Annotated in this window: 28 protein-coding genes; all 28 read left to right on the forward strand. The window is 53.3% G+C overall.

Annotated elements, in window-relative coordinates:
* The first annotated feature begins 87 nt into the window (after positions 1–87).
* The 28 genes from JOD55_RS03810 (at position 88) to JOD55_RS03945 (ending at position 20,936) form a co-directional block, all read left to right on the forward strand.
* Complete coding sequence (locus JOD55_RS03810) at positions 88–3,984, forward strand: DNA-directed RNA polymerase subunit beta' (RefSeq protein WP_204398780.1); 3,897 nt, start codon at positions 88–90, stop codon at positions 3,982–3,984.
* A 297-nt stretch (positions 3,985–4,281) separates the two neighbouring features.
* Positions 4,282–4,749, forward strand: coding sequence for a DUF1307 domain-containing protein (locus JOD55_RS03815; RefSeq protein WP_204398781.1), 468 nt, complete (start codon positions 4,282–4,284; stop codon positions 4,747–4,749).
* Between the two features lie 375 nt (positions 4,750–5,124).
* Positions 5,125–5,499 carry a 30S ribosomal protein S12 gene (gene rpsL, locus JOD55_RS03820; RefSeq protein ID WP_131278923.1) on the forward strand — a complete coding sequence of 125 codons (375 nt, stop codon included), beginning with the start codon at positions 5,125–5,127 and terminating at the stop codon, positions 5,497–5,499.
* Entirely contained in the window at positions 5,499–5,969 is a 471-nt protein-coding gene (gene rpsG / locus JOD55_RS03825) for a 30S ribosomal protein S7 (RefSeq protein WP_131278921.1), read from the forward strand. The genes rpsL and rpsG overlap by 1 nt, the downstream gene beginning before the upstream one ends.
* Before the next feature lie 48 nt (positions 5,970–6,017).
* Positions 6,018–8,138 carry an elongation factor G gene (gene fusA / locus JOD55_RS03830; RefSeq protein ID WP_204398782.1) on the forward strand — a complete coding sequence of 707 codons (2,121 nt, stop codon included), beginning with the start codon at positions 6,018–6,020 and terminating at the stop codon, positions 8,136–8,138.
* 122 nt (positions 8,139–8,260) lie between these two features.
* The gene (gene tuf / locus JOD55_RS03835) at positions 8,261–9,451 is read left to right on the forward strand and encodes an elongation factor Tu (RefSeq protein WP_204398783.1); all 1,191 of its coding nucleotides are present in this window, start codon (positions 8,261–8,263) and stop codon (positions 9,449–9,451) included.
* Between the two features lie 509 nt (positions 9,452–9,960).
* Complete coding sequence (gene rpsJ / locus JOD55_RS03840) at positions 9,961–10,269, forward strand: 30S ribosomal protein S10 (protein WP_034232511.1); 309 nt, start codon at positions 9,961–9,963, stop codon at positions 10,267–10,269.
* Positions 10,270–10,280: 11 nt separating this feature from the next.
* A complete protein-coding gene (gene rplC / locus JOD55_RS03845) occupies positions 10,281–10,949 on the forward strand; it encodes a 50S ribosomal protein L3 (protein WP_204398784.1) in 669 nt (222 codons plus the stop codon).
* A 5-nt stretch (positions 10,950–10,954) separates the two neighbouring features.
* Complete coding sequence (gene rplD / locus JOD55_RS03850; RefSeq protein WP_204398785.1) at positions 10,955–11,602, forward strand: 50S ribosomal protein L4; 648 nt, start codon at positions 10,955–10,957, stop codon at positions 11,600–11,602.
* The gene (gene rplW, locus JOD55_RS03855; RefSeq protein ID WP_204398786.1) at positions 11,599–11,916 is read left to right on the forward strand and encodes a 50S ribosomal protein L23; all 318 of its coding nucleotides are present in this window, start codon (positions 11,599–11,601) and stop codon (positions 11,914–11,916) included. Before rplD ends, rplW begins: the two co-directional genes overlap by 4 nt.
* A 30-nt stretch (positions 11,917–11,946) precedes the next feature.
* Entirely contained in the window at positions 11,947–12,783 is an 837-nt protein-coding gene (rplB, locus tag JOD55_RS03860; RefSeq protein ID WP_204398787.1) for a 50S ribosomal protein L2, read from the forward strand.
* 17 nt (positions 12,784–12,800) lie between these two features.
* Positions 12,801–13,082, forward strand: coding sequence for a 30S ribosomal protein S19 (gene rpsS, locus JOD55_RS03865; RefSeq protein WP_131278907.1), 282 nt, complete (start codon positions 12,801–12,803; stop codon positions 13,080–13,082).
* 33 nt (positions 13,083–13,115) lie between these two features.
* Positions 13,116–13,481 (forward strand): 50S ribosomal protein L22, encoded by a 366-nt coding sequence (rplV, locus tag JOD55_RS03870; protein ID WP_131278905.1) that lies wholly within the window; start codon positions 13,116–13,118, stop codon positions 13,479–13,481.
* Positions 13,482–13,483: 2 nt separating this feature from the next.
* Positions 13,484–14,314: a 30S ribosomal protein S3 gene (rpsC, locus tag JOD55_RS03875; protein ID WP_204398788.1), complete on the forward strand. Its 831-nt coding sequence runs from the start codon at positions 13,484–13,486 to the stop codon at positions 14,312–14,314.
* A gap of 5 nt (positions 14,315–14,319) precedes the next feature.
* The gene (gene rplP, locus JOD55_RS03880) at positions 14,320–14,736 is read left to right on the forward strand and encodes a 50S ribosomal protein L16 (RefSeq protein WP_131278901.1); all 417 of its coding nucleotides are present in this window, start codon (positions 14,320–14,322) and stop codon (positions 14,734–14,736) included.
* Entirely contained in the window at positions 14,733–14,966 is a 234-nt protein-coding gene (gene rpmC / locus JOD55_RS03885; protein WP_239538962.1) for a 50S ribosomal protein L29, read from the forward strand. The genes rplP and rpmC overlap by 4 nt, the downstream gene beginning before the upstream one ends.
* A gap of 20 nt (positions 14,967–14,986) precedes the next feature.
* Positions 14,987–15,253, forward strand: coding sequence for a 30S ribosomal protein S17 (gene rpsQ / locus JOD55_RS03890; protein WP_131279557.1), 267 nt, complete (start codon positions 14,987–14,989; stop codon positions 15,251–15,253).
* 92 nt (positions 15,254–15,345) lie between these two features.
* Positions 15,346–15,714 (forward strand): 50S ribosomal protein L14, encoded by a 369-nt coding sequence (gene rplN, locus JOD55_RS03895; protein WP_131278897.1) that lies wholly within the window; start codon positions 15,346–15,348, stop codon positions 15,712–15,714.
* A complete protein-coding gene (gene rplX / locus JOD55_RS03900) occupies positions 15,714–16,058 on the forward strand; it encodes a 50S ribosomal protein L24 (protein WP_131278895.1) in 345 nt (114 codons plus the stop codon). The genes rplN and rplX overlap by 1 nt, the downstream gene beginning before the upstream one ends.
* Positions 16,055–16,621: a 50S ribosomal protein L5 gene (rplE, locus tag JOD55_RS03905; RefSeq protein WP_204398789.1), complete on the forward strand. Its 567-nt coding sequence runs from the start codon at positions 16,055–16,057 to the stop codon at positions 16,619–16,621. The genes rplX and rplE overlap by 4 nt, the downstream gene beginning before the upstream one ends.
* 2 nt (positions 16,622–16,623) lie before the next feature.
* Positions 16,624–16,809 carry a type Z 30S ribosomal protein S14 gene (locus JOD55_RS03910; protein ID WP_131278891.1) on the forward strand — a complete coding sequence of 62 codons (186 nt, stop codon included), beginning with the start codon at positions 16,624–16,626 and terminating at the stop codon, positions 16,807–16,809.
* 54 nt (positions 16,810–16,863) lie between these two features.
* On the forward strand, positions 16,864–17,262 hold the full coding sequence (gene rpsH, locus JOD55_RS03915; RefSeq protein ID WP_131278889.1) for a 30S ribosomal protein S8: 399 nt from the start codon (positions 16,864–16,866) through the stop codon (positions 17,260–17,262).
* A gap of 17 nt (positions 17,263–17,279) precedes the next feature.
* Positions 17,280–17,816: a 50S ribosomal protein L6 gene (gene rplF, locus JOD55_RS03920; protein WP_131278887.1), complete on the forward strand. Its 537-nt coding sequence runs from the start codon at positions 17,280–17,282 to the stop codon at positions 17,814–17,816.
* Complete coding sequence (rplR, locus tag JOD55_RS03925) at positions 17,816–18,187, forward strand: 50S ribosomal protein L18 (RefSeq protein ID WP_131278885.1); 372 nt, start codon at positions 17,816–17,818, stop codon at positions 18,185–18,187. The genes rplF and rplR overlap by 1 nt, the downstream gene beginning before the upstream one ends.
* A 25-nt stretch (positions 18,188–18,212) precedes the next feature.
* Positions 18,213–18,920 (forward strand): 30S ribosomal protein S5, encoded by a 708-nt coding sequence (rpsE, locus tag JOD55_RS03930; RefSeq protein ID WP_131278883.1) that lies wholly within the window; start codon positions 18,213–18,215, stop codon positions 18,918–18,920.
* Positions 18,917–19,096 carry a 50S ribosomal protein L30 gene (gene rpmD / locus JOD55_RS03935; RefSeq protein WP_131278881.1) on the forward strand — a complete coding sequence of 60 codons (180 nt, stop codon included), beginning with the start codon at positions 18,917–18,919 and terminating at the stop codon, positions 19,094–19,096. Before rpsE ends, rpmD begins: the two co-directional genes overlap by 4 nt.
* Positions 19,096–19,572, forward strand: a complete 477-nt coding sequence (rplO, locus tag JOD55_RS03940) for a 50S ribosomal protein L15 (RefSeq protein ID WP_131278879.1) — start codon at positions 19,096–19,098, stop codon at positions 19,570–19,572. Before rpmD ends, rplO begins: the two co-directional genes overlap by 1 nt.
* A 248-nt stretch (positions 19,573–19,820) precedes the next feature.
* Positions 19,821–20,936 carry an IS1249 family transposase gene (locus JOD55_RS03945; protein ID WP_204398790.1) on the forward strand — a complete coding sequence of 372 codons (1,116 nt, stop codon included), beginning with the start codon at positions 19,821–19,823 and terminating at the stop codon, positions 20,934–20,936.
* Positions 20,937–20,971 lie beyond the last annotated feature (35 nt).

Genomic DNA, 20,971 nt, shown 5'->3' on the forward strand with positions numbered 1-20,971 from the left:
GGGCAAGGCGGCCAAACGCCTGCTACCTTGCCCACCGATTGAAACAAAAGAATTTACCCGGCGTAAAATACTTCGGAAGTAGGAATCTTGCTCGACGTTAATCTCTTCGATCAGCTCCACATATCGCTGGCCACGTCCGACGATATCCGTTCATGGTCACACGGCACTGTTACCAAGCCTGAGACCATCAACTACCGTACTCTCAAGCCAGAAAAGGACGGCCTTTTCGGTGAGCAGATTTTCGGTCCTACCCGTGATTGGGAGTGTGCTTGTGGTAAGTACAAGCGCCCTCGCTACAAGGGAATTGTTTGTGAGCGTTGTGGCGTTGAAGTCACGCGTTCAAAGGTGCGTCGCGAGCGTATGGGTCATATTGAACTCGCTGCACCTGTAACTCATATTTGGTACTTCAAGGGTGTTCCATCCCGCCTTGGTTACCTGCTTGATATTGCTCCAAAGGATCTGGAAAAGGTCATCTACTTTGCGGCATACATGGTGACCAGCGTGGATGAGGAGCGTCGCCGTGCTGACCTCGCAACTCTCACCGGCGAATACGAACTTGAGCGTGCGAACCTCGAAAAGGAGCGCGACGCTGAGGTCGAGAAGGCGCTGCGTGCCGAAGAAGAGGCTCTGAAAGAAGCTGAAAGCTCGAATGCCGACGCCGCTGCTCGCGCCAAGATTAAGCGCAGTGCAGAGGCTGAAACCCGCCGTGTGCGCCGTCAGTTTGAGCAGGATCTTGAGCGCCTCGATGAGGTGTGGGACAAGTTCCTCAAGCTCAAGGTAGGCGACCTCGAAGGTGACGAAGACGCGTACCGCGAGATGGAAGCTCGTTGGGGCGACTACTTCGAAGCGTTCCGTGGTGCGGAAGCTATTCAGCGTCGTCTGCGTGATTTTGATTTGCAAGCTGAGCGTGATGCGCTCGTTGAGCAGATCGAAACTGGCACGGCTCAGCGCAAGACGCGCGCTTTGAAGCGCATTAAGGTGGTTAACGCTTTCTTGCACTCGGGCACGAAGCCTGAAGCGATGGTACTTGACGCTCTTCCAGTGATTCCGCCGGATTTGCGCCCAATGGTACAGCTTGACGGTGGACGTTTCGCAACGTCTGATTTGAACGACCTGTACCGCCGCGTGATTAACCGTAACAACCGTCTCAAGCGCATGATCGATCTCAATGCGCCAGAGATCATGGTGAACAACGAAAAGCGTATGCTTCAGGAAGCTGTGGACTCGCTCTTCGATAACGGACGCCGTGGCCGCCCAGTTCAGGGTGCAGGCAACCGTCCACTCAAGTCGATTTCGGACATGCTCAAGGGCAAGCAGGGTCGTTTCCGCCAGAACTTGCTCGGTAAGCGTGTTGATTACTCGGGTCGTTCGGTTATCGTTGTTGGTCCAACTTTGAAGTTGCACCAGTGTGGTCTGCCAAAGACGATGGCTTTGGAGCTGTTCAAGCCATTCGTGCAGAAGCGTCTCGTTGATCTTGAATTGGCTAAGAACATCAAGGCAGCTAAGCGTCTCATCGAGCGCCAGCGTGACGAAGTGTTCGACGTGCTCGAAGAGGTCATCAAGGAGCACCCAGTGTTGCTCAACCGTGCACCTACGCTGCACCGCCTCGGTATTCAGGCTTTCGAGCCTCAGCTGATTGAAGGTAAGGCAATCCGCCTGCACCCGCTCGTATGTTCGGCATTCAACGCTGACTTCGACGGCGATCAGATGGCTGTGCACTTGCCACTTTCTGTGGAAGCACAGGCAGAAGCACGTATTTTGATGCTTTCGGCAAACAACATCCTCAAGCCGTCTGATGGCCGCCCAGTTACGGTTCCATCACAGGACATGATCATCGGTTTGTACCACTTGACGATGATCCGCGAGGGTGGCAAGGGTGAAGGACGTTACTTCTCCTCAATTGCCGAAGCTCAGATGGCATTTGACCTTGGCGAACTTGATTTGAACGCACTTGTTCGTATTCGTTTCCGCGCGGAGGACGTCGTCTTGCCTCGCGATTGGCAAGCACCTGAGAACTACGAAGAGGGCGACGCCGTGTTGCTCGAGACGACGCTTGGTCGCTCGATCTTCAACGATGCGCTGCCAACTCAGTTCCCATTTGTGAACAAGGTCGTGGATAAGAAAGTCCTGGGAGCTATCGTTAATGAGCTTGCAGAACGTTATCCAAAGGTAGACGTCGGTGCCTCGCTTGACGCTCTTAAGGAGACGGGCTTCTACTGGGGTGGACGCTCAGGCGTGACCATCGCTGTATCTGACGTTAAGACGCCTGCTAACAAGGCTGAGATTCTTGAAGCTGCTGAAAAGCAAGCTGCTAAGATCGAGCAGGATTTCCAAGAGGGAAATATTCGCGACGAAGACCGCCGTAAGGATCTTGTTGCTCTCTGGACTGAAGTGACCGATAAGGTTGCTGATGAGATGCGTGACCAGTTCGATTACTGGAACAACATCAACCAGATGGTTTCCTCTGGTGCTCGTGGTAACTGGATGCAGATTCGCCAGGTTGCTGGTATGCGTGGTCTCGTGGCTGATCCGAACGGTGAAATTATTCCTCGTCCGATCAAGTCGAACTACCGCGAAGGCTTGTCCGCTCTTGAATACTTCACCGCTACCCACGGTGCTCGTAAAGGTCTTGCCGATACCGCTCTTCGTACCGCTGACTCGGGTTACTTGACCCGTCGTCTGGTGGACGTCGCTCAGGACGTTATCGTGCGTGAAGCTGATTGTGGTACCTCGCGTGGTCTGACCAAGCAAATTATCGTCACCGATGCTGATGGTAACGACGTTCGCTCTGAGGACATCGATACCTCGGTATATGCACGCACCCTGGCAAAGGATGCGGTTGACGCCGATGGAAACGTCGTCGTCGAAGCTGGTACTGATATTGGTGACGTCGCGCTCGAGAAGCTCATCGACGCTGGGATCAAGGAGATCACGGTTCGTTCTGTGCTCACTTGTAACTCGCGCGTGGGCACCTGTGCTGCGTGCTACGGTCGTTCATTGGCTACGGGCAAGCTCGTTGATATCGGCGAAGCCGTCGGTATTGTTTCTGCTCAGTCGATTGGCGAACCTGGTACCCAGCTGACGATGCGTACCTTCCACACTGGTGGCGCTGCATCCGCAGAGGATATCACCCAGGGTCTACCTCGTGTTCAGGAACTTTTCGAAGCTCGTACTCCAAAGGGCGAGGCTCCGCTGGCCGAGGCCGCTGGACGTTTGGAAATCGAGGACATGGAGCGTTCGCGTCGTTTGATTATCAAGCGCGACGACGGCGACGAAGACCTCGTTTACCTGGTGGGCAAGCGTGCGAAGCTTCTCGTTCCTGAGGGTTCTCATGTGGCGGTTGGCCAGCAGCTTGTTGAAGGTTCAGTGGATCCGAAGAAGGTTCTTCGTATTACTGGACGCCGTCAGGCACAGCTGCATCTCGTATCCGAAGTGCAGAACGTTTACCGTTCGCAGGGTGTGGAAATCCACGACAAGCACATCGAAGTTATTGTGCGCCAGATGTTGCGCCGCGTAACTGTGCTCGAAGCTGGCGATACCACATTGCTTCCTGGCGAATTGGTGGATGTGTCGGTATTCGAAGATGCGAACCGCGCAACGTTGGCTGAGGGTGGTAAGCCTGCATCGGGTCGTCCGGAGCTGATGGGTATTACCAAGGCTTCCTTGGCTACCGATTCGTGGCTCTCGGCTGCATCGTTCCAGGAGACAACGAAGGTTCTCACTGAGGCTGCACTGAACTCGAAGTCTGATCCGCTCTCTGGTCTGAAAGAGAACGTCATTCTCGGTAAGTTGATCCCAGCTGGTACTGGCTTGGAGCAGCTGCGCGGCATGAAGGCTGAACCAACTCCAGCCGCACGCAGTGAATACGAGCAGTTGAACAACATCATTAGCCGTGACCTCGATTCGTTTGACGATATCTACGGATATGGTGGTTACGACGATTATGATTCGTCTATCGGCTATGGGTTTGGTTTGCAATTCTGAATAATTTCAGGATCGAGATAAGACCTACATCTCTCATGGCGTAATGCAAAGGTGGGGTGCTGACACAGGTTAGCACCCCACCTTCGCGTTAATTTGGATTTGCTTTGTGTTTAGCGTATTTAGCGTGTTTAGTGCGTGCTTAATTCGGATCTAGCTCGCGTTTTACCGATAACGGAAGTTGAACATTTGGTGAAATTTAGTGAACAAGAATCGTTGCCAATTTCTACAGAAAAAATATTTTGGTAAGCTTTGTGGGCAAACAGCATTTGCTGGAAACACCTCGGAATAGGAAATTACATGAAGAAGTTCACCCGCACATTGACGGCTCTTTTTGCTTCGATGATGCTCATCTTTGGTCTAGCTGCTTGTGGCTCACCAGTTAAAGAATCCGCAAAGCTCTCGCAAGAGAAAGATGGCCTGAAGATCACCATGACGCTCAACGCGGAAGATGATAAGGTTCAGGATTTCAAGCAGGACACCGAAATTGACCTTGCGAAGTTTGACGATACCCAGAAAGAAATCGTCAAGAAGGCCGTTGATGAAGCAAAGGATGAATACGCCAAGATCAAGGGTGCTAAGTACGACATCGCTGAAAAAGACGGCAAGATGACCGAAACCATTTCGATTCCAGTAGGCGATTCGGACACTTTGAAGCAGGCTATTGAAGCGAAGCTTATTCCAGTAACCGATTCGAAGATCGACTACCTCTCCCTCAAGAAGAGTGTTGAAGAACTCAAGAAGAACGGCTGGAAAGAAGTTAAGTGATTCTCAATGATTCTAGGTTAGGTAGTGCTTGAGGCTCTCGATTCTTGAAATTGAGAACTAAACGGCTTGCTTGATCTGATCATTCCAACTCTAAACGTGGCACTACACGCCGAATGTGTGTAGTGCCACGTTTGCAATTTGTGCTCTGTCTTTGACTGTTTTACCGCTAAAACGTTAGTCTTAACGTTGGTGCCCGTTCTAGGGTCCTTCACGTTGCTAAACCGATACTTCGCTTTCGTAGTTGCAATTTAGGCGAAGAGTGTGTCGGATGAAGGGTCTTTAGACGTTGGGAGGGGAACGGTGTCCTCTCCAACCGCAGGTTCATTCGAGCAGGCGGGCAGTTCGACGAAAAGAAATAGTTAAACAGGAGAAATAGTGCCAACTATTCAGCAGCTGGTTCGTAAGGGCCGCAGCAGCAAGGTTAGTGCCTCCAACACGCCAGCTCTCAAAAAGAGCCCGCAGCGTCGTGGAGTTTGCACCCGCGTCTACACCACTACACCGAAGAAGCCTAACTCGGCGCTTCGTAAGGTCGCCCGTGTTCGTTTGTCCTCCGGTATCGAGGTCACGGCATACATCCCAGGTGAAGGTCACAATCTTCAGGAGCACTCGATCGTTCTCGTTCGCGGTGGTCGTGTGAAGGATCTTCCTGGTGTCCGCTACCACATCGTGCGTGGTGCTCTTGATACCCAGGGTGTCAAGAACCGTTCGCAGGGACGTTCCAAGTACGGTGCGAAGAAGGAGAAGAAGTAATGCCACGTAAGGGTCCCGCTCGTAAGCGCCCACTCATTGCTGATCCAGTTCATGGTTCAACTCTCGTAACTCAGCTCATCAACCGTGTTCTTCTTGATGGTAAGAAGTCCACCGCTGAACGCATCGTCTATGGTGCGCTGGCTGCAGTTGCAGAAAAGACCGGACAGGATCCAATCGCCGTTCTCAAGCGCGCGATGGACAACATTCGTCCACAGCTAGAAGTGCGTTCCCGCCGTGTTGGTGGCGCAACGTACCAGGTTCCGGTTGAGGTTAAGCCTGGCCGTGCCAATACTCTCGCTCTCCGTTGGCTCGTAGATTTCTCGCGTCAGCGTCGAGAGAACACCATGCTCGAGCGTCTCCAGAATGAAATCATGGATGCCGCTAACGGACTAGGCGCCGCTGTTAAGCGTCGTGAAGACATGCACCGCATGGCTGAATCGAACCGCGCCTTCGCACACTACCGCTGGTAAAAACAAGGTTGCTTTCAAGCTACCTTCAATTAAAGAAGAGAGACCTATATGGCACTGGAAGTGCTTTCTGACCTCAAGAAGGTCCGTAATATTGGAATTATGGCGCACATTGACGCTGGTAAGACCACCGTCACCGAGCGCATTCTGTTCTACACCGGCATCAACTACAAGATCGGCGAAACCCACGACGGTGCTTCAACCACCGACTGGATGGAACAGGAAAAGGAACGCGGCATCACGATTACCTCGGCCGCTGTTACCTCTTTCTGGAAAGGTACGCAGATCAACATCATCGACACCCCAGGACACGTCGACTTCACCGTTGAGGTAGAGCGCTCCTTGCGCGTTCTCGACGGTGCTGTGGCTGTGTTCGACGGTAAAGAGGGTGTAGAGCCACAGTCTGAGACCGTATGGCGTCAGGCTGATAAGTACAACGTTCCACGTATCTGCTTCATCAACAAGATGGACAAGATGGGTGCGGACTTCTACTTCTCAGTACGTACCATTGAAGAGCGTTTGCACGCTACTCCGCTCGTGATGCAGCTCCCAATTGGTGCAGAATCGACCCTTTCAGGTGTTATCGATCTGCTCACCATGAAGGCGATTCGCTTCCCAACTGAGGACGACAAGGGCAACAAGACCCACGGTTCCGTCGTCGTTGAGGAAGAAATCCCAGCGGACATGCTCGAACAGGCCGAAGAATACCGAGCAAAGCTCATCGAAACCGTTGCGGAAACTGATGACGCTCTCTTGGAGAAGTTCTTCGGCGGCGAGGAAATCTCGATCGCAGAACTCAAGAAGGCCATCCGCAAGATGACCATCGCTGGTGATATCTTCCCAGTTTACTGTGGTTCGGCGTACAAGAACATCGGCGTGCAGCCAATGCTCGACGCAGTCGTTGACTTCCTTCCGTCACCACTCGACATCGAGGCAGTTAAGGGCGTTGATCCTTCCGACGACGAAAAGCACCTTACCCGCGAAGCTGACGAGAAAGAGCCTTTCTCCGCACTCGCATTCAAGATTGCTGTTCACCCGTTCTTCGGTCGTCTTACCTACATTCGCGTCTACTCGGGCAAGATCGAGTCTGGCTCAGCAACGCTGAATGCAACTAAGGGTAAGAAAGAGCGCATTGGAAAGATCTTCCAGATGCACTCGAACAAGGAAAACCCAGTAGATGTAGCACATGCTGGCCACATCTACGCAGTTGTGGGTCTGAAAGACACCACCACGGGTGACACCTTGTGCGATCCTGCTCATCCGATTTCACTTGAGTCGATGACCTTCCCAGATCCAGTTATTCACGTGGCAATTGAGCCTAAGTCGAAGGGCGATCAGGAGAAGCTCGGCATTGCAATTCAGAAGCTTGCTGAAGAAGATCCAACATTCTCTGTTAAGCTTGATGACGAGACTGGTCAGACCGTTATTGGCGGTATGGGCGAGCTCCACCTCGATATTCTCGTGGATCGTATGCGTCGTGAATTCAAGGTCGAAGCAAACGTTGGCGCGCCAATGGTTGCTTACCGCGAAACCATTCGCGCTAAGGCTGAGAAGATCGAATACACCCACAAGAAGCAGACTGGTGGTTCTGGCCAGTTCGCTAAGGTTCTCGTGACTTTCGAGCCACTCGAAGAGAACGAGGAAGGTACAACCTACGAGTTTGTTGACGCCGTTACAGGCGGCCGCGTTCCTCGTGAGTACATTCCATCTGTTGATGCTGGTATTCAAGCAGCAATGGAGAACGGTGTGCTCGCAGGCTTCCCGATGGTAGGCGTTAAGGCTACCCTCGAAGACGGCGCTTACCACGACGTCGATTCCTCCGAAATGGCGTTCAAGATCGCTGGACAGATGGTATTCCGTGAGGGCGCTAAGCGCGCTAAGCCGGTTATCCTCGAACCAGTGATGGACGTGGAGGTACGTACTCCTGAAGAGTACATGGGCGACGTCATCGGCGATCTGAACTCCCGCCGTGGACAGATTGCCTCGATGGAGGACGCTACCGGTGTCAAGATCGTGCGTGCTCATGTTCCACTTTCCGAAATGTTCGGTTACGTTGGCGATTTGCGTTCAAAGACGCAAGGTCGCGCAGTGTACACGATGCAGTTCGCGAAGTACCAAGAGGTTCCGAAGGCTGTTGCCGACGAAATCATTCAGAAGACCCGTGGCGAATGAGCCAGCAGGTTAAATTTACAAGAATACAATTAAACCAGTAGGATTCATTTAGCCATGGATTTGTGCGCAAGCACTAAATTCTAGAAGCTGAAAGACACTACCCGAGTCCCAGGAGGGCACAAGTGGCCAAGGCCAAGTACGACAAGTCCAAGCCGCATATGAATATCGGCACCATCGGTCACGTCGACCATGGTAAGACAACCCTTACCGCAGCTATCACCAAGGTACTTGCAGACAAGTACCCAGATCTGAACGAGTTCACCCCGTTCGATCAGGTTGATAACGCTCCAGAAGAGCGCCAGCGTGGTATTACCATTAACGTTTCCCACGTTGAGTACCAGACCGAAAAGCGTCACTACGCACACGTTGACGCTCCAGGCCACGCCGATTACATCAAGAACATGATTACCGGCGCTGCTCAGATGGACGGCGCAATCCTCGTGGTTGCTGCTACCGACGGTCCAATGGCTCAGACCCGCGAGCACGTTCTTCTTGCTCGCCAGGTTGGCGTTCCAAACCTCATCGTTGCACTGAACAAGTCCGATATGGTTGACGACGAAGAAATCCTCGAGCTCGTTGAGATGGAAGTCCGTGACCTCCTCTCCTCGCAGGAGTTCGACGGCGACAACGCCCCAGTTGTTCAGGTTTCCGCTCTCAAGGCTCTTGAAGGCGATGCCAAGTGGGTTGCTTCCGTTGAAGAGCTCATGGATCAGGTTGACGAGTACTTCCCAGATCCAGTTCGCGATCTCGAGAAGCCATTCCTCATGCCGATCGAAGACGTTTTCACCATCACTGGTCGTGGAACCGTTGTTACCGGTCGTGTTGAGCGCGGTATGCTCAACCTCAACGAGGAAATTGAAATCCTCGGTATCCGTGCACCGCAGAAGACCACCGTTACCGGTATCGAAATGTTCCACAAGTCGATGGATCACGCAGACGCTGGCGAAAACTGTGGACTTCTTCTTCGTGGCACCAAGCGTGACGAAGTTGAGCGTGGACAGGTTATTGCTAAGCCAGGTTCGATCACTCCTCACACGGAGTTCGAAGCTCAGGTTTACGTTCTGAAGAAGGAAGAAGGCGGACGCCACAACCCATTCTTCTCGAACTACCGCCCACAGTTCTACTTCCGTACCACGGACGTTACCGGCGTTATCACCCTTCCAGAGGGTACCGAAATGGTTATGCCTGGCGACAACACCGAGATGGTTGTTGAGCTCATCCAGCCAATCGCTATGGAAGAGGGCCTCGGCTTCGCTATCCGCGAGGGTGGCCACACCGTTGGTTCAGGCCGCGTTATCAAGATCATCAAGTGATGAACTGATTAGATAACTCTTAAGTGGGCTTCGCAGTTTTGCTGCGGAGCCCACTTTTGTGTTGTGGTCGCTTCAGCACGTTTCGCGACGTCGGTAGGGTAGTGTTGGTGCGACGTCGGTGGGGAAATGTTTGCACGACGGTGCTTGCGAGTTTCGCAACGCCGGTGGGGTAGCGTTGGTGTGAATGTGTACGGTCTCACTCGTATGCGTCTAGCTAAAAATGCCAAAGCTCGGTATGCTCACTGAGGAGCTAAATTGGAGCCGGCGTCGCTTGACGTGGGTTAGGCCACCAAACAAGTATTAAACTTGCCGCTGGTCAATAAGATTTGGCATACTAATTAAGTTGCTCGGAATTAGCCGAGTTATGAACTTGGCCGAAGTGGCATTCGCACTTCGGTACATTAAAGAGGTTCACCAAAACTGCATAGGGCTTGACGTTGTATCTTTTCGCGCGACACGCCCGAATGCGGGTTTCGGTGTTACCGCGGTAGAGAGAGGGAGACGACGCCATGGCGGGACAAAAAATCCGCATCCGTCTGAAGTCTTATGACCATGAGGTCATCGACAGTGCAGCGAAAAAGCTCGTCGACGAAGTTACCCGTACTGGAGCGTCGGTTGTGGGACCGGTGCCGTTGCCGACTGAGAAGAACGTATTCACAGTCATTCGCTCGCCCCACAAATACAAGGACAGTCGTGAGCAGTTCGAAATGCGTACGCATAAGCGACTCATCGACATCGTTGATCCGACCCTGAAGACAATTGACACCCTGCGTCGTCTGGATCTTCCAGCAGACGTCAGCGTCGAGATCAAGCTCTGAGGTAACGCATTATGGTAAAGAACATCCAAGCAGCTGTAGCAAAGCCAGTTAAGGCTCTGCTCGGCACCAAGCTCGGCATGACGCAGGTATGGGACGAGGAAGCTAACCTCATTCCAGTCACCGTTGTGCGAGTTGGTAAGAACGTAGTCACCCAGGTTCGTACATCTGAGGTAGACGGTTATGAAGCAGTTCAGATCGCATCTGGCGAGCTGAAGGCAAAGAACGTGACGAAGCCACTCCAGGGTCATTTTGACAAGGCTGGCGTTGCACCTCGTCGTCATGTTGCAGAAATTCGTACATCTGACGCAGGGGAGTACTCCCTTGGTCAAGAACTCGGTGTGGACACTTTTGAAGCAGGTCAAACCGTTGACGTTATTGGTAAGTCAAAGGGTAAAGGCTTCGCTGGAGTTATGAAGCGTCACGGATTCGCGGGCGTTTCAGCTTCCCACGGTGCTCACCGTAACCACCGTAAGCCTGGTTCGATCGGTGCTTGTGCTACGCCGTCGCGCGTATTCCGTGGAATGCGTATGGCGGGCCGCATGGGTAACGCTCGCGTGACCGTTCAGAACCTGACCATTCACGCAATTGACGCTGAGAACAATCTCATTCTTGTTAAGGGAGCAATCCCAGGTAACAAGGGCGGTCTTGTCGTGATCCGCACTGCCGTGAAGGGAGCCTGATTTTAATGGCAGACTTCAAGGTTGACGTCCTCGATTACGCAGGAGAGAAAGCCGGTTCGGTTACTCTTCCATCTGCGCTTTTCGACGTAGACGCAAACATTCCACTTATTCACCAGGTTGTTACTGCTCAGCTTGCAGCTGCACGCCAGGGCACGCACAAGACCAAGACCCGCGGCGAAGTTCGCGGTGGTGGCGTGAAGCCTTTCAAGCAGAAGGGAACCGGTCGCGCTCGTCAGGGTTCGATCCGCGCTCCACACTTCACTGGTGGCGGTATCGTTCATGGTCCACAGCCACGCGATTACTCGCAGCGTACTCCTAAGAAGATGATTGCTGCTGCACTTCGTCAGTCGCTTTCAGATCGCGCCCGTAACGGTCGCGTGCACGTTGTGAAAGGCTTCGTTGATTCGGACACTCCATCGACCAAGGCAGCTATCAAGCTTCTCGCCAAGGTTAATGAAGGACGCCGCGCACTTGTGGTTCTTGGACGTGAAGACGACGTTAACGTGCTTTCGCTCCGTAACGTTCCAGAGGTTCACAGCATTTACGGCGACCAGTTGAACTCGTACGATGTTCTCGTTGCTGATGATGTGATCTTCACTGAGGCCGCCCTCGAAGCTTGGGTTGGCGCCAACTCCAAGGAGGAGACGAAGTGACTGATTCATACGCAGCTTTCAAGAACAAAGATCCGCGAGACATCATTCTTGCACCAGTAGCTTCTGAAAAAGCCACTCGTCTTGAGGATGAAGGTAAGTACACGTTCTTCGTGCACCCGAGCGCAAACAAGACGGAAATCAAGCTCGCTATCGAGAAGATTTTCAACGTCAAGGTTGATTCGGTAAACACGATTAATCGTGCAGGTAAGACCCGCCGGACCCGCGATGGTATTGGTCGTCGTAAGGCTACCAAGCGAGCAATCGTTACCCTCCGCGAGGGCACGATCGACATCTACGGCGAGATCGTCGGCTGAAGCCGGCGAGGATATTGAGGATAAGAACTCATGGGAATTCGTAAGTACAAGCCGACGACACCAGGTCGTCGCGGTGCGAGCGTTGCCGACTTCGTCGAGATCACTCGGTCTACGCCTGAGAAGTCGCTTCTTCGCCCACTACACAAGACTGGTGGCCGTAACAACAATGGTCGCATCACCACTCGTCACAAGGGTGGCGGACACAAGCGCCAGTACCGCGTGATCGACTTCCGTCGTCACGACAAGGATGGTATCCCGGCTCGCGTTGCTCATATTGAGTACGATCCAAACCGTACCGCTCGTATTGCGCTGCTCCACTACGTGGACGGCGAGAAGCGTTACATCCTGGCTCCAGAGAACCTCAAGCAGGGCATGATGATTGAAAACGGTCCTTCGGCCGACATCAAGCCAGGCAACAACCTCCCACTGCGTAATATTCCAGTTGGTACGGTTGTTCACGCTGTTGAGCTTCGTCCAGGTGGCGGTGCAAAGATCGCACGTTCTGCTGGCGCATCGGTGCAGCTCGTTGCAAAGGAAGGCAAGTACGCTCAGTTGCGTATGCCATCTGGAGAAATCCGCAACGTTGACGCCCGTTGCCGCGCAACCGTTGGTGAAGTTGGAAATGCTGAGCAGTCTAACATCAACTGGGGCAAGGCAGGACGTATGCGCTGGAAGGGCGTTCGCCCAACCGTCCGCGGCGTCGTCATGAACCCTGTTGACCACCCACACGGTGGTGGTGAAGGTAAGACTTCCGGTGGTCGTCACCCAGTCTCACCTTGGGGTCAGAAGGAAGGCCGCACCCGTCATCCTAACAAGCCCAGCGACAAGCTCATTGTGCGCCGTCGCAAGACTGGCAAGAAGCGCTGATCAGGAGGAGATGAGCAATGCCGCGTAGTTTGAAGAAAGGCCCATTCGTTGACGAACACCTCATGAAGAAGGTGGACGAGCAGAACGAAAAGGGTACTAAGAACGTCATTAAGACCTGGTCGCGCCGGTCAATCATTACACCGGACTTCCTCGGTCACACCTTCGCAGTTCATGACGGACGCAAGCACGTTCCAGTGTTTGTTTCTGAATCCATGGTGGGTCACAAGTTGGGCGAATTCGCTCCAACTCGTACCTTCAAGGGTCATGAGAAGGACGATCGCAAGGGCCGTCGCCGCTGAGGCACGTAGCACGAGAAAGAGATAGGCAAAATTATGGAAGCTAAGGCGCAAGCACGATTTGTGCGCGTCACGCCCCAGAAGTCGCGCCGCGTGGTTAATGAAATCCGCGGAAAGCGTGCACTGGATGCCGTCGACGTGCTGCAGTACGCACCACAGGCTGTCGCTCGCGACGTAAAGAAGATTTTGGAATCCGCTATTGCGAATGCACGTTACCGTGCTGAGCAGGACGGCGTTCGTTTCGACGAAGCCGACCTCAAGGTTTCCGCTGCTTACGTTGACGAGGGTCCAACTATGAAGCGTATTCAGCCACGCGCACAGGGCCGCGCGAATCGCATCCTGAAGCGTACAAGCCACATCACCGTTATTGTCAGCGATGGCAAGAACGAGAAGGGAGCCTGATTGTGGGACAAAAAGTAAATCCAACTGGTTTCCGTCTAGGTATCACAACTGATCACCGTTCGAAGTGGTTCGCTGATTCGACGAAGCAAGGCCAGCGTTACGCTGACTACTTGGGCGAGGACATCAAGATCCGTCGCCTAATGGAAAAGAACCTCGAGCGTGCGGGCATTTCCCGCGTCAATATCGAGCGCCGTACCGAGCGTGTTGTGGTTGATATCCACACTGCTCGTCCAGGTATCGTTATTGGACGCCGCGGTGCAGAAGCTGACCGTCTGCGTCAGGATCTCGAGAAGCTCACCGGTAAGTCGGTGCAGCTCAACATTCTCGAAGTGAAGAATCCTGAAGCTGATGCACAGCTCGTAGCACAGGGAATTGCTGAGCAACTCTCGTCCCGAGTTTCGTTCCGCCGCGCAATGCGCAAGGGCATGCAGTCCGCGCTTCGCGCAGGTGCGAAAGGTATCCGAATCCAGTGTTCGGGTCGTCTCGGTGGCGCTGAAATGTCGCGCTCTGAGTTCTACCGCGAAGGCCGTGTGCCACTGCACACGCTTCGTGCAAATATTGATTACGGTTTTTACGAGGCTCGTACCACCTTCGGCCGCATTGGTGTGAAGGTATGGATCTACCGTGGCGACATGACCGAGAAGGAATACTTCCGTTCGCTCGCCGAAGCACCACGTGGTGGTCGCGGTGGACGCAACGAGCGTCGCGGTCGTCGTGGTGAGCGCGGCAATCGTGGACCTCGCAATAACCAGCAGGCTGAGAACGCTGCAGTAGAAGCAACCGCTGAAGCTCCAGCAACCGAGCCAGCTACTACCCAGGAAACGGAGGCCTGAGTTTCATGCTCATTCCCCGCCGCACAAAGCATCGTAAGCAGCATCGCCCCGATCGCCACGGCATGTCCAAGGGTGGCAACAAGTTGGCTTTTGGTGAGTACGGTATCCAGGCACTTGAGCCTGCATACATTACGAACCGTCAGATCGAAGCCGCTCGTATTGCCATGACACGTCACGTTAAGCGTGGTGGTAAGGTGTGGATTAACATCTTCCCAGATCGCCCGTTGACCAAGAAAGCACTCGGTCTTCGTATGGGTTCCGGTAAGGGCCCAGTCGAGACGTGGATTGCAAACGTTAAGCCAGGTCGCGTTATGTTCGAACTGGCTGGCGTTCCAGAGGAGCTCGCTCGTGAAGCTATGCTCCGTGCAATGCACAAGCTCCCAATGAAGACTCGTTTCATAACCCGTGAGGATGGTGAATGATGGCTAAGGGCATCACCACTGAAGAGCTGGACAAGCTAACCGATGGTGAGCTTGCTGAAAAGCTCAAGGAAGCGAAGGAAGAACTGTTCAATCTTCGTTTCTCGGCTGTGACCCACCGTCTTGAGGATTCCGGCCGACTAAAGGAAGTACGTCGCAATATTGCACGTATCTACACCATTGCCCGTGAGCGTGAGCTCGGAATTCGCACCGCCCCAACGGCTAAGAAGTGAGGTCTAACGTGAGCGAAGAAATGACCGAAACCACACAGCGAAATCACCGTAAGGTTCGCCGTGGATACGTGGTTAGTGACAAAATGGATAAGACCGTTGTGGTCGAGGTTGAAGATCGCCGTAAGCATCCGCTTTACGGAAAGGTCATGACCCGCACCAAGCGCGTCAAAGCCCATGACGAAAATAATGAGGTTCACGTAGGTGACCTCGTTAAAATCATGGAAACCCGACCTTTATCTGCAACCAAGCACTTCCGCGTGGTTGAGATTATCGAGAAGGCTAAGTGATTTTGTCGGCCGGCACAATTGCCGGCCGATTAAAACCATCCGTTCGGCAAGGCTCGTTTAACGAGAACCGGCACGACGACAGGAGAAAATAAATGATCCAGCAGGAGTCGCGGCTCAAGATTGCTGATAACACAGGCGCAAAGGAAATTCTTTGCATTCGTGTTCTCGGTGGATCCGGCCGGCGCTACGCCGGAATTGGCGACGTTATCGTCGCAACCGTCAAGGATGCTATTCCAGGCGGAAATGTTAAGAAGGGCGACGTCGTAAAGGCGGTTGTCGTCCGCACGAAGAAGGAAACTCGTCGCGCTGATGGTTCGTACATCAGCTTCGGTGAAAACGCTGCCGTTATTTTGAAGAACGACACGGAACCACGCGGCACGCGTATCTTCGGTCCCGTAGCTCGTGAGCTGCGCGATAAGAAGTTTATGCGTATCGTTTCATTGGCACCGGAGGTAATCTGATGGCGAAGATCAAGAAGGGTGACCTCGTAAAGGTTATCGCAGGTCGGAGCAAGGGCCAGACCGGTCGCGTTCTTAAGGTTGATCTTGAGAAGAATCGCGTGATCGTTGAGCATGCTCAGATGGTTACCAAGCACACCAAGGTTGGCCGCACTGATCGTGGCGCAGCTACCGGTGGCAAGGAAACTGTAGAAGCTCCGATTCATATTTCTAACGTTGCCCTCCTCGGCCCAGACAAGAAGCCAGTTCGCGTTGGCTACCGTGAGGTCGAAGTAGAGCGCAATGGCCGCAAGAAGATCATGCGTGAGCGTATTGGTCGTCGCGCGGGAGAGGAGATCGAGCTGTGAGCACCGCAACCGATAAGGTCCTACCACGTCTAAAGGCGAAGTACCGCGAAGAGATCATCGCGAAGCTTCAGGACGAGTTCAACTACGCAAACGTTAACGAGACCGCTGGTCTGGTTAAGATCGTCGTTAACATGGGTGTTGGCGAAGCTGCTCGTGACTCGAAAGTCATCGACGGCGCTGTTGCTGACCTCACCGTTATCACCGGTCAGAAGCCTCAGGTCACCAAGGCTCGCAAGTCTATCGCACAGTTCAAGTTGCGTGAAGGCATGCCAATTGGTGCACACGTGACGCTTCGCGGCGATCGCATGTGGGAATTCCTCGATCGTTTGCTTTCCACCGCTTTGCCACGTATTCGCGATTTCCGCGGACTCTCGGCACAGCAGTTCGATGGTCATGGCAACTACACGTTCGGTCTTACCGAGCAGTCTGTGTTCCATGAGATCGATCAGGACAAGATCGACCGCGTTCGTGGCATGGATATCACCGTCGTCACGACCGCTAAGAACGACGACGAGGGACGTGCTTTGCTGCGTCACCTTGGTTTCCCATTCAAGGAGGACTGACGATGGCAAAAACCGCACTCAAAGTTAAAGCTGCTCGCAAGCCGAAGTTCGCTGTTCGCGCATACACGCGCTGCCAGCGTTGTGGACGCCCTCATTCGGTGTACCGCAAGTTCGGTCTATGCCGTGTTTGCTTGCGTGAGATGGCCCTGCGAGGCGAACTCCCAGGCGTCAAGAAGTCCAGCTGGTAAGAATCTACGTCGTAGGTCTGAAAAGGAAACCACGACGAGAAAGGGCTTTGCCCGATGTCTATGACAGACCCAATTGCAGACATGTTAACGCGTCTGCGGAATGCTAATTCGGCATTCCACGAGTCGGTATCTATGCCGTACTCGAAGATGAAGGCGAATATCGCCGATATCCTCCAGCGTGAGGGTTACATCGCAAATTACGAAGTTGAAGATGCCAAGGTTGGAAAGACCCTCATCCTCAACTTGAAGTTCGGTCCAAACCGCGAGCGTTCGCTTGCTGGTCTGCGCCGTATTTCGAAGCCAGGTCTTCGCGTTTACGCGAAGTCAACAAACCTCCCTCAGGTGCTCGGCGGCTTGGGTGTAGCAATTCTGTCTACATCTTCAGGTCTCCTCACTGACCGTGAGGCTAAGGACAAGGGTGTAGGTGGGGAAGTCCTCGCCTACGTCTGGTAAGCGAAAGGAGTTATACAATGTCTCGTATTGGTAAGCTCCCTATCGCTATTCCTAGCGGCGTAGAAGTGAAGATCGATAACGGTGTTGTAACCGTTAAGGGGCCAAAGGGCGAACTGTCCCAGGCTGTTCCTGCTCCGATCGAAGTAGCTCTTGAGGATAACCAAGTTGTAGTTACCCGTCCGAACGACGAGCGTGTATCGCGTTCGCTTCACGGTCTAACTCGCACTCTCATCAACAACAACATCATCGGCGTAACCGAAGGTTACAAGAAGGCGATGGAGATTGTTGGTACAGGTTACCGCGTAGTGGCAAAGGGTAAGGATCTCGAATTTTCCCTCGGTTACTCGCACACGATTTTCGTTGAGGCTCCGGAAGGTATTACTTTCGAAGTGGAGGGCCCAACCAAGTTCGCAGTGAGCGGTATCTCCAAGCAGCAGGTCGGTGAAATGGCTGCGCGTATTCGTAAGCTTCGTAAGCCTGAACCTTACAAGGGTAAGGGCGTTAAGTACGCTGACGAAGTTATCCGCCGCAAGGCTGGAAAGGCTGGTAAGTGATGGCAGTATCAATCAAAGGCAAGGGCAAGTTTGTTGCTCGCGCACGTCGTCATGCACGCCTTCGCAAGCGCATTTCTGGTACCGCAGAGCGTCCACGTCTCGTCGTTACCCGCTCCAACCGTCACATGGTTGCGCAGGTTATCGACGACACCGTAGGCAAGACCATCGCGTCCGCTTCGTCTTTGGAAGCTTCACTTCGTGCGAAGGAAGCTAACAAGGTAGACAAGGCACGCGAAGTTGGCGAGCTTGTTGCAAAGCGCGCGATTGAAGCTGGCGTTTCCGCCGTCGTCTTCGATCGTGGCGGTAACAAGTACCACGGTCGCGTTGCTGCAGTAGCAGACGGCGCACGCGATGCCGGACTGACCCTGTAATAAGGCAAAACGAGAGGATATTCTGATGGCTGCAGAGCAGCGAGGACGAGCCAAGGGCTCGGAAAATGGCGGAGAGCGCAACGAGCGCAATGACCGCCGTGATGGTCGCCGTGGCGACCGTCGCACCGATCGTCGCGCCGAGGAGAAGAACGCTTACATCGAGCGCGTCGTTACAATCAACCGTGTTGCTAAGACCGTTAAAGGTGGACGCCGCATGTCGTTTACCGCTCTTGTAGTGGTTGGCGATGGCAATGGCACCGTTGGTGTTGGCTACGGCAAGGCAAAGGAAGTTCCCGCAGCAATTGCTAAGGGCACTGAGGATGCTAAGAAGAATTTCTTCAAGGTTCCACGTATTGGCACAACGATTCCACACCTCGTTCAGGGTGAGGATGCTGCTGGCGTAGTTTTGCTCCGCCCAGCTTCCGCTGGTACCGGTGTTATTGCTGGTGGTCCTGTGCGTGCTCTCATGGAGTGCGCTGGCATTCACGATGTGCTGAGCAAGTCGCTCGGTTCTTCCAATGCGATCAACATCGTTCGTGGTGCAGTTGCTGCGCTCAAGCAGCTCGAACAGCCTGAGGCTGTGGCTGCTCGCCGTGGACTCCCACTTGACCGTGTTGCTCCAGCATCGATGCTCCGCGCCCGCGCTGAGCACGAAGCCAAGGAACGCGAAGATGCTGAAATCGCTGCCCAGCAGGCAGAGAATGAGGCAGCTGCCGCAGGAGTTGGTGCATGATGCTGAAGATTACGCAAAAGAAGGGCCTTGTTGGCGCCAAGCAGAACCAGAAGGACACCATGCGTTCCCTCGGTCTGCGTAAGATTCATCAGTCCGTAGTGCGTGAGGATACTCCGATTGTGCGCGGAATGATTCGTACGGTGGCACACCTTGTTACCGTGGAGGAGGTTGACTGATGTCAGAAAAGAAGACGACCGAATCCGTCGATATTCTCAAGATTCACGATCTTCGTCCAGCACCAGGAGCTAAGAAAGCTCGTACTCGTGTTGGTCGTGGTGAGGGCTCCAAGGGTAAGACCGCTGGCCGTGGTACCAAGGGCACGAAGGCTCGCTACCAGGTGCCTGCAGGTTTCGAAGGTGGACAGATGCCAATGCACATGCGCCTTCCAAAGCTGCGTGGATTCAAGAACCCTGCTCGTGTTGAGTACCAGGTAGTTAACTTGGACAAGTTGGCAGAGCTGTTCCCTCAGGGTGGCACCGTGACTGTTGAAGATCTCGTGGCTAAGGGTGCTGTGCGCCCGAAGCACCTTGTGAAGATCCTCGGCACCGGTGAAATCTCTGTGAAGGTTTCGGTAACTGCTGATGCGTGGTCTGCTTCTGCAAAGGAGAAGATCGAAGCTGCTGGTGGTTCTCTAGAGAAGCGCGAAGCATAAGGTTTCAAAGCATTAAGTGTGGCTCCCGCAAATGTGGGAGCCACATTTTTGTATTTTTGTGGCGAGATTGGGCTATAGGACAAATCGTGTTGGTTTTTGGGTGTGTTTTTGTTGGTGTGGTAAGCAATAGTCGGGTTTGAAGTCGGTTTGGCTCGAGTTTTTGGTTGGACATTTCGTGTTGGTTTTGGCCTGGTTTTTTGTTGGTATTGCGGGTGAAAGTAGGGTTTGAACTCGGTTGACTTGAGGGTATGGGAAATCCTCGTTGTTCATTGTGTGGTTCAGTTACCCAAAAGTGGGGCAAGAGTGGTTCTGGTCGGCCCCGATTCCGTTGTCCGTCGTGCCGGGCGAGTCAAAGTCGTTCTAATGATGTCACTGCTCGTTATTTCGCAGCTTTTCTCAATTTCGTGACCTCGGATCTGCGTTATCGGGATCTGCCTGGTCAGGGGCGAAATGCTCGGCGTCGATTCCACCAGTTTTGGCAGTTATGGCCAGTGAGTCCAGTTGTTGAGGAGGTTCATCACGTGGTTTTTGTGGATGGGATATATCTGTCACGCAAACTTGTTGTGCTGATCGCTTGTACGAAAACACATGTTCTTGGCTGGTATGTAGCACGTCGTGAGACAACGGCTGCGTGGCAAGCATTGTTTTCACGTATTGCACCACCAGATGTTGTTGTATGTGATGGTGGTCCAGGAATTGCTTCGGCTGTGAAAATTTCATGGCCCACTACCCGTATTCAACGCTGTGTCTTTCACGCTTTTAGCACTGTCAAGCGCTATACCACGAGCCGGCCACGTACTCGTGCTGGTGTTGAGCTTTATGGTCTTGCGAAAGACTTATTACACATCCACACGCGTGAGGAAGCGCTTGCATGGATGGGTCAGTTAGCGGTGTGGAATACGGCATGGAAGGCGTTCCTTGCTGAGAAAACTCGCCTTGCGAACGGTCAGATTGTTCCCACTCATGCACGGCTTATTCGTGCTAAAAATTCGCTTAATACTCTGGTACGTCATGGAACGTTATTTACCTATCTTGATCCGAGTCTGAGTATTGATGATGACCCGATTCCTGCAACGTCTAACCTGATTGAATCCCTGAACTCGCGTTTACGACATGTGTTGAGATCGCATCGTGGAATGCCGATCGATCACCAGGTCAAGACGATTTTATGGTGGTGTTATCAACACACGGAGTTTCCTAACACGCCAGCGCAGTTACTGGAAACTACCTACACGGATAGCCAAATCGAAGCCATGTTCACCCGAGCCAGTCACCACCATGCCCAAGAAGAAATCCAGCGATGGGGAACAGCAGTGAACTGGACCGATTTCCACCACAACGGCCAATGGCAAGGACCGGTATAAAAAACCAACACGATTTGTCCTATAACCCGCGAGAT

Source organism: Arcanobacterium pluranimalium, from assembly GCF_016907845.1.
Taxonomy (GTDB): domain Bacteria; phylum Actinomycetota; class Actinomycetes; order Actinomycetales; family Actinomycetaceae; genus Arcanobacterium_A; species Arcanobacterium_A pluranimalium.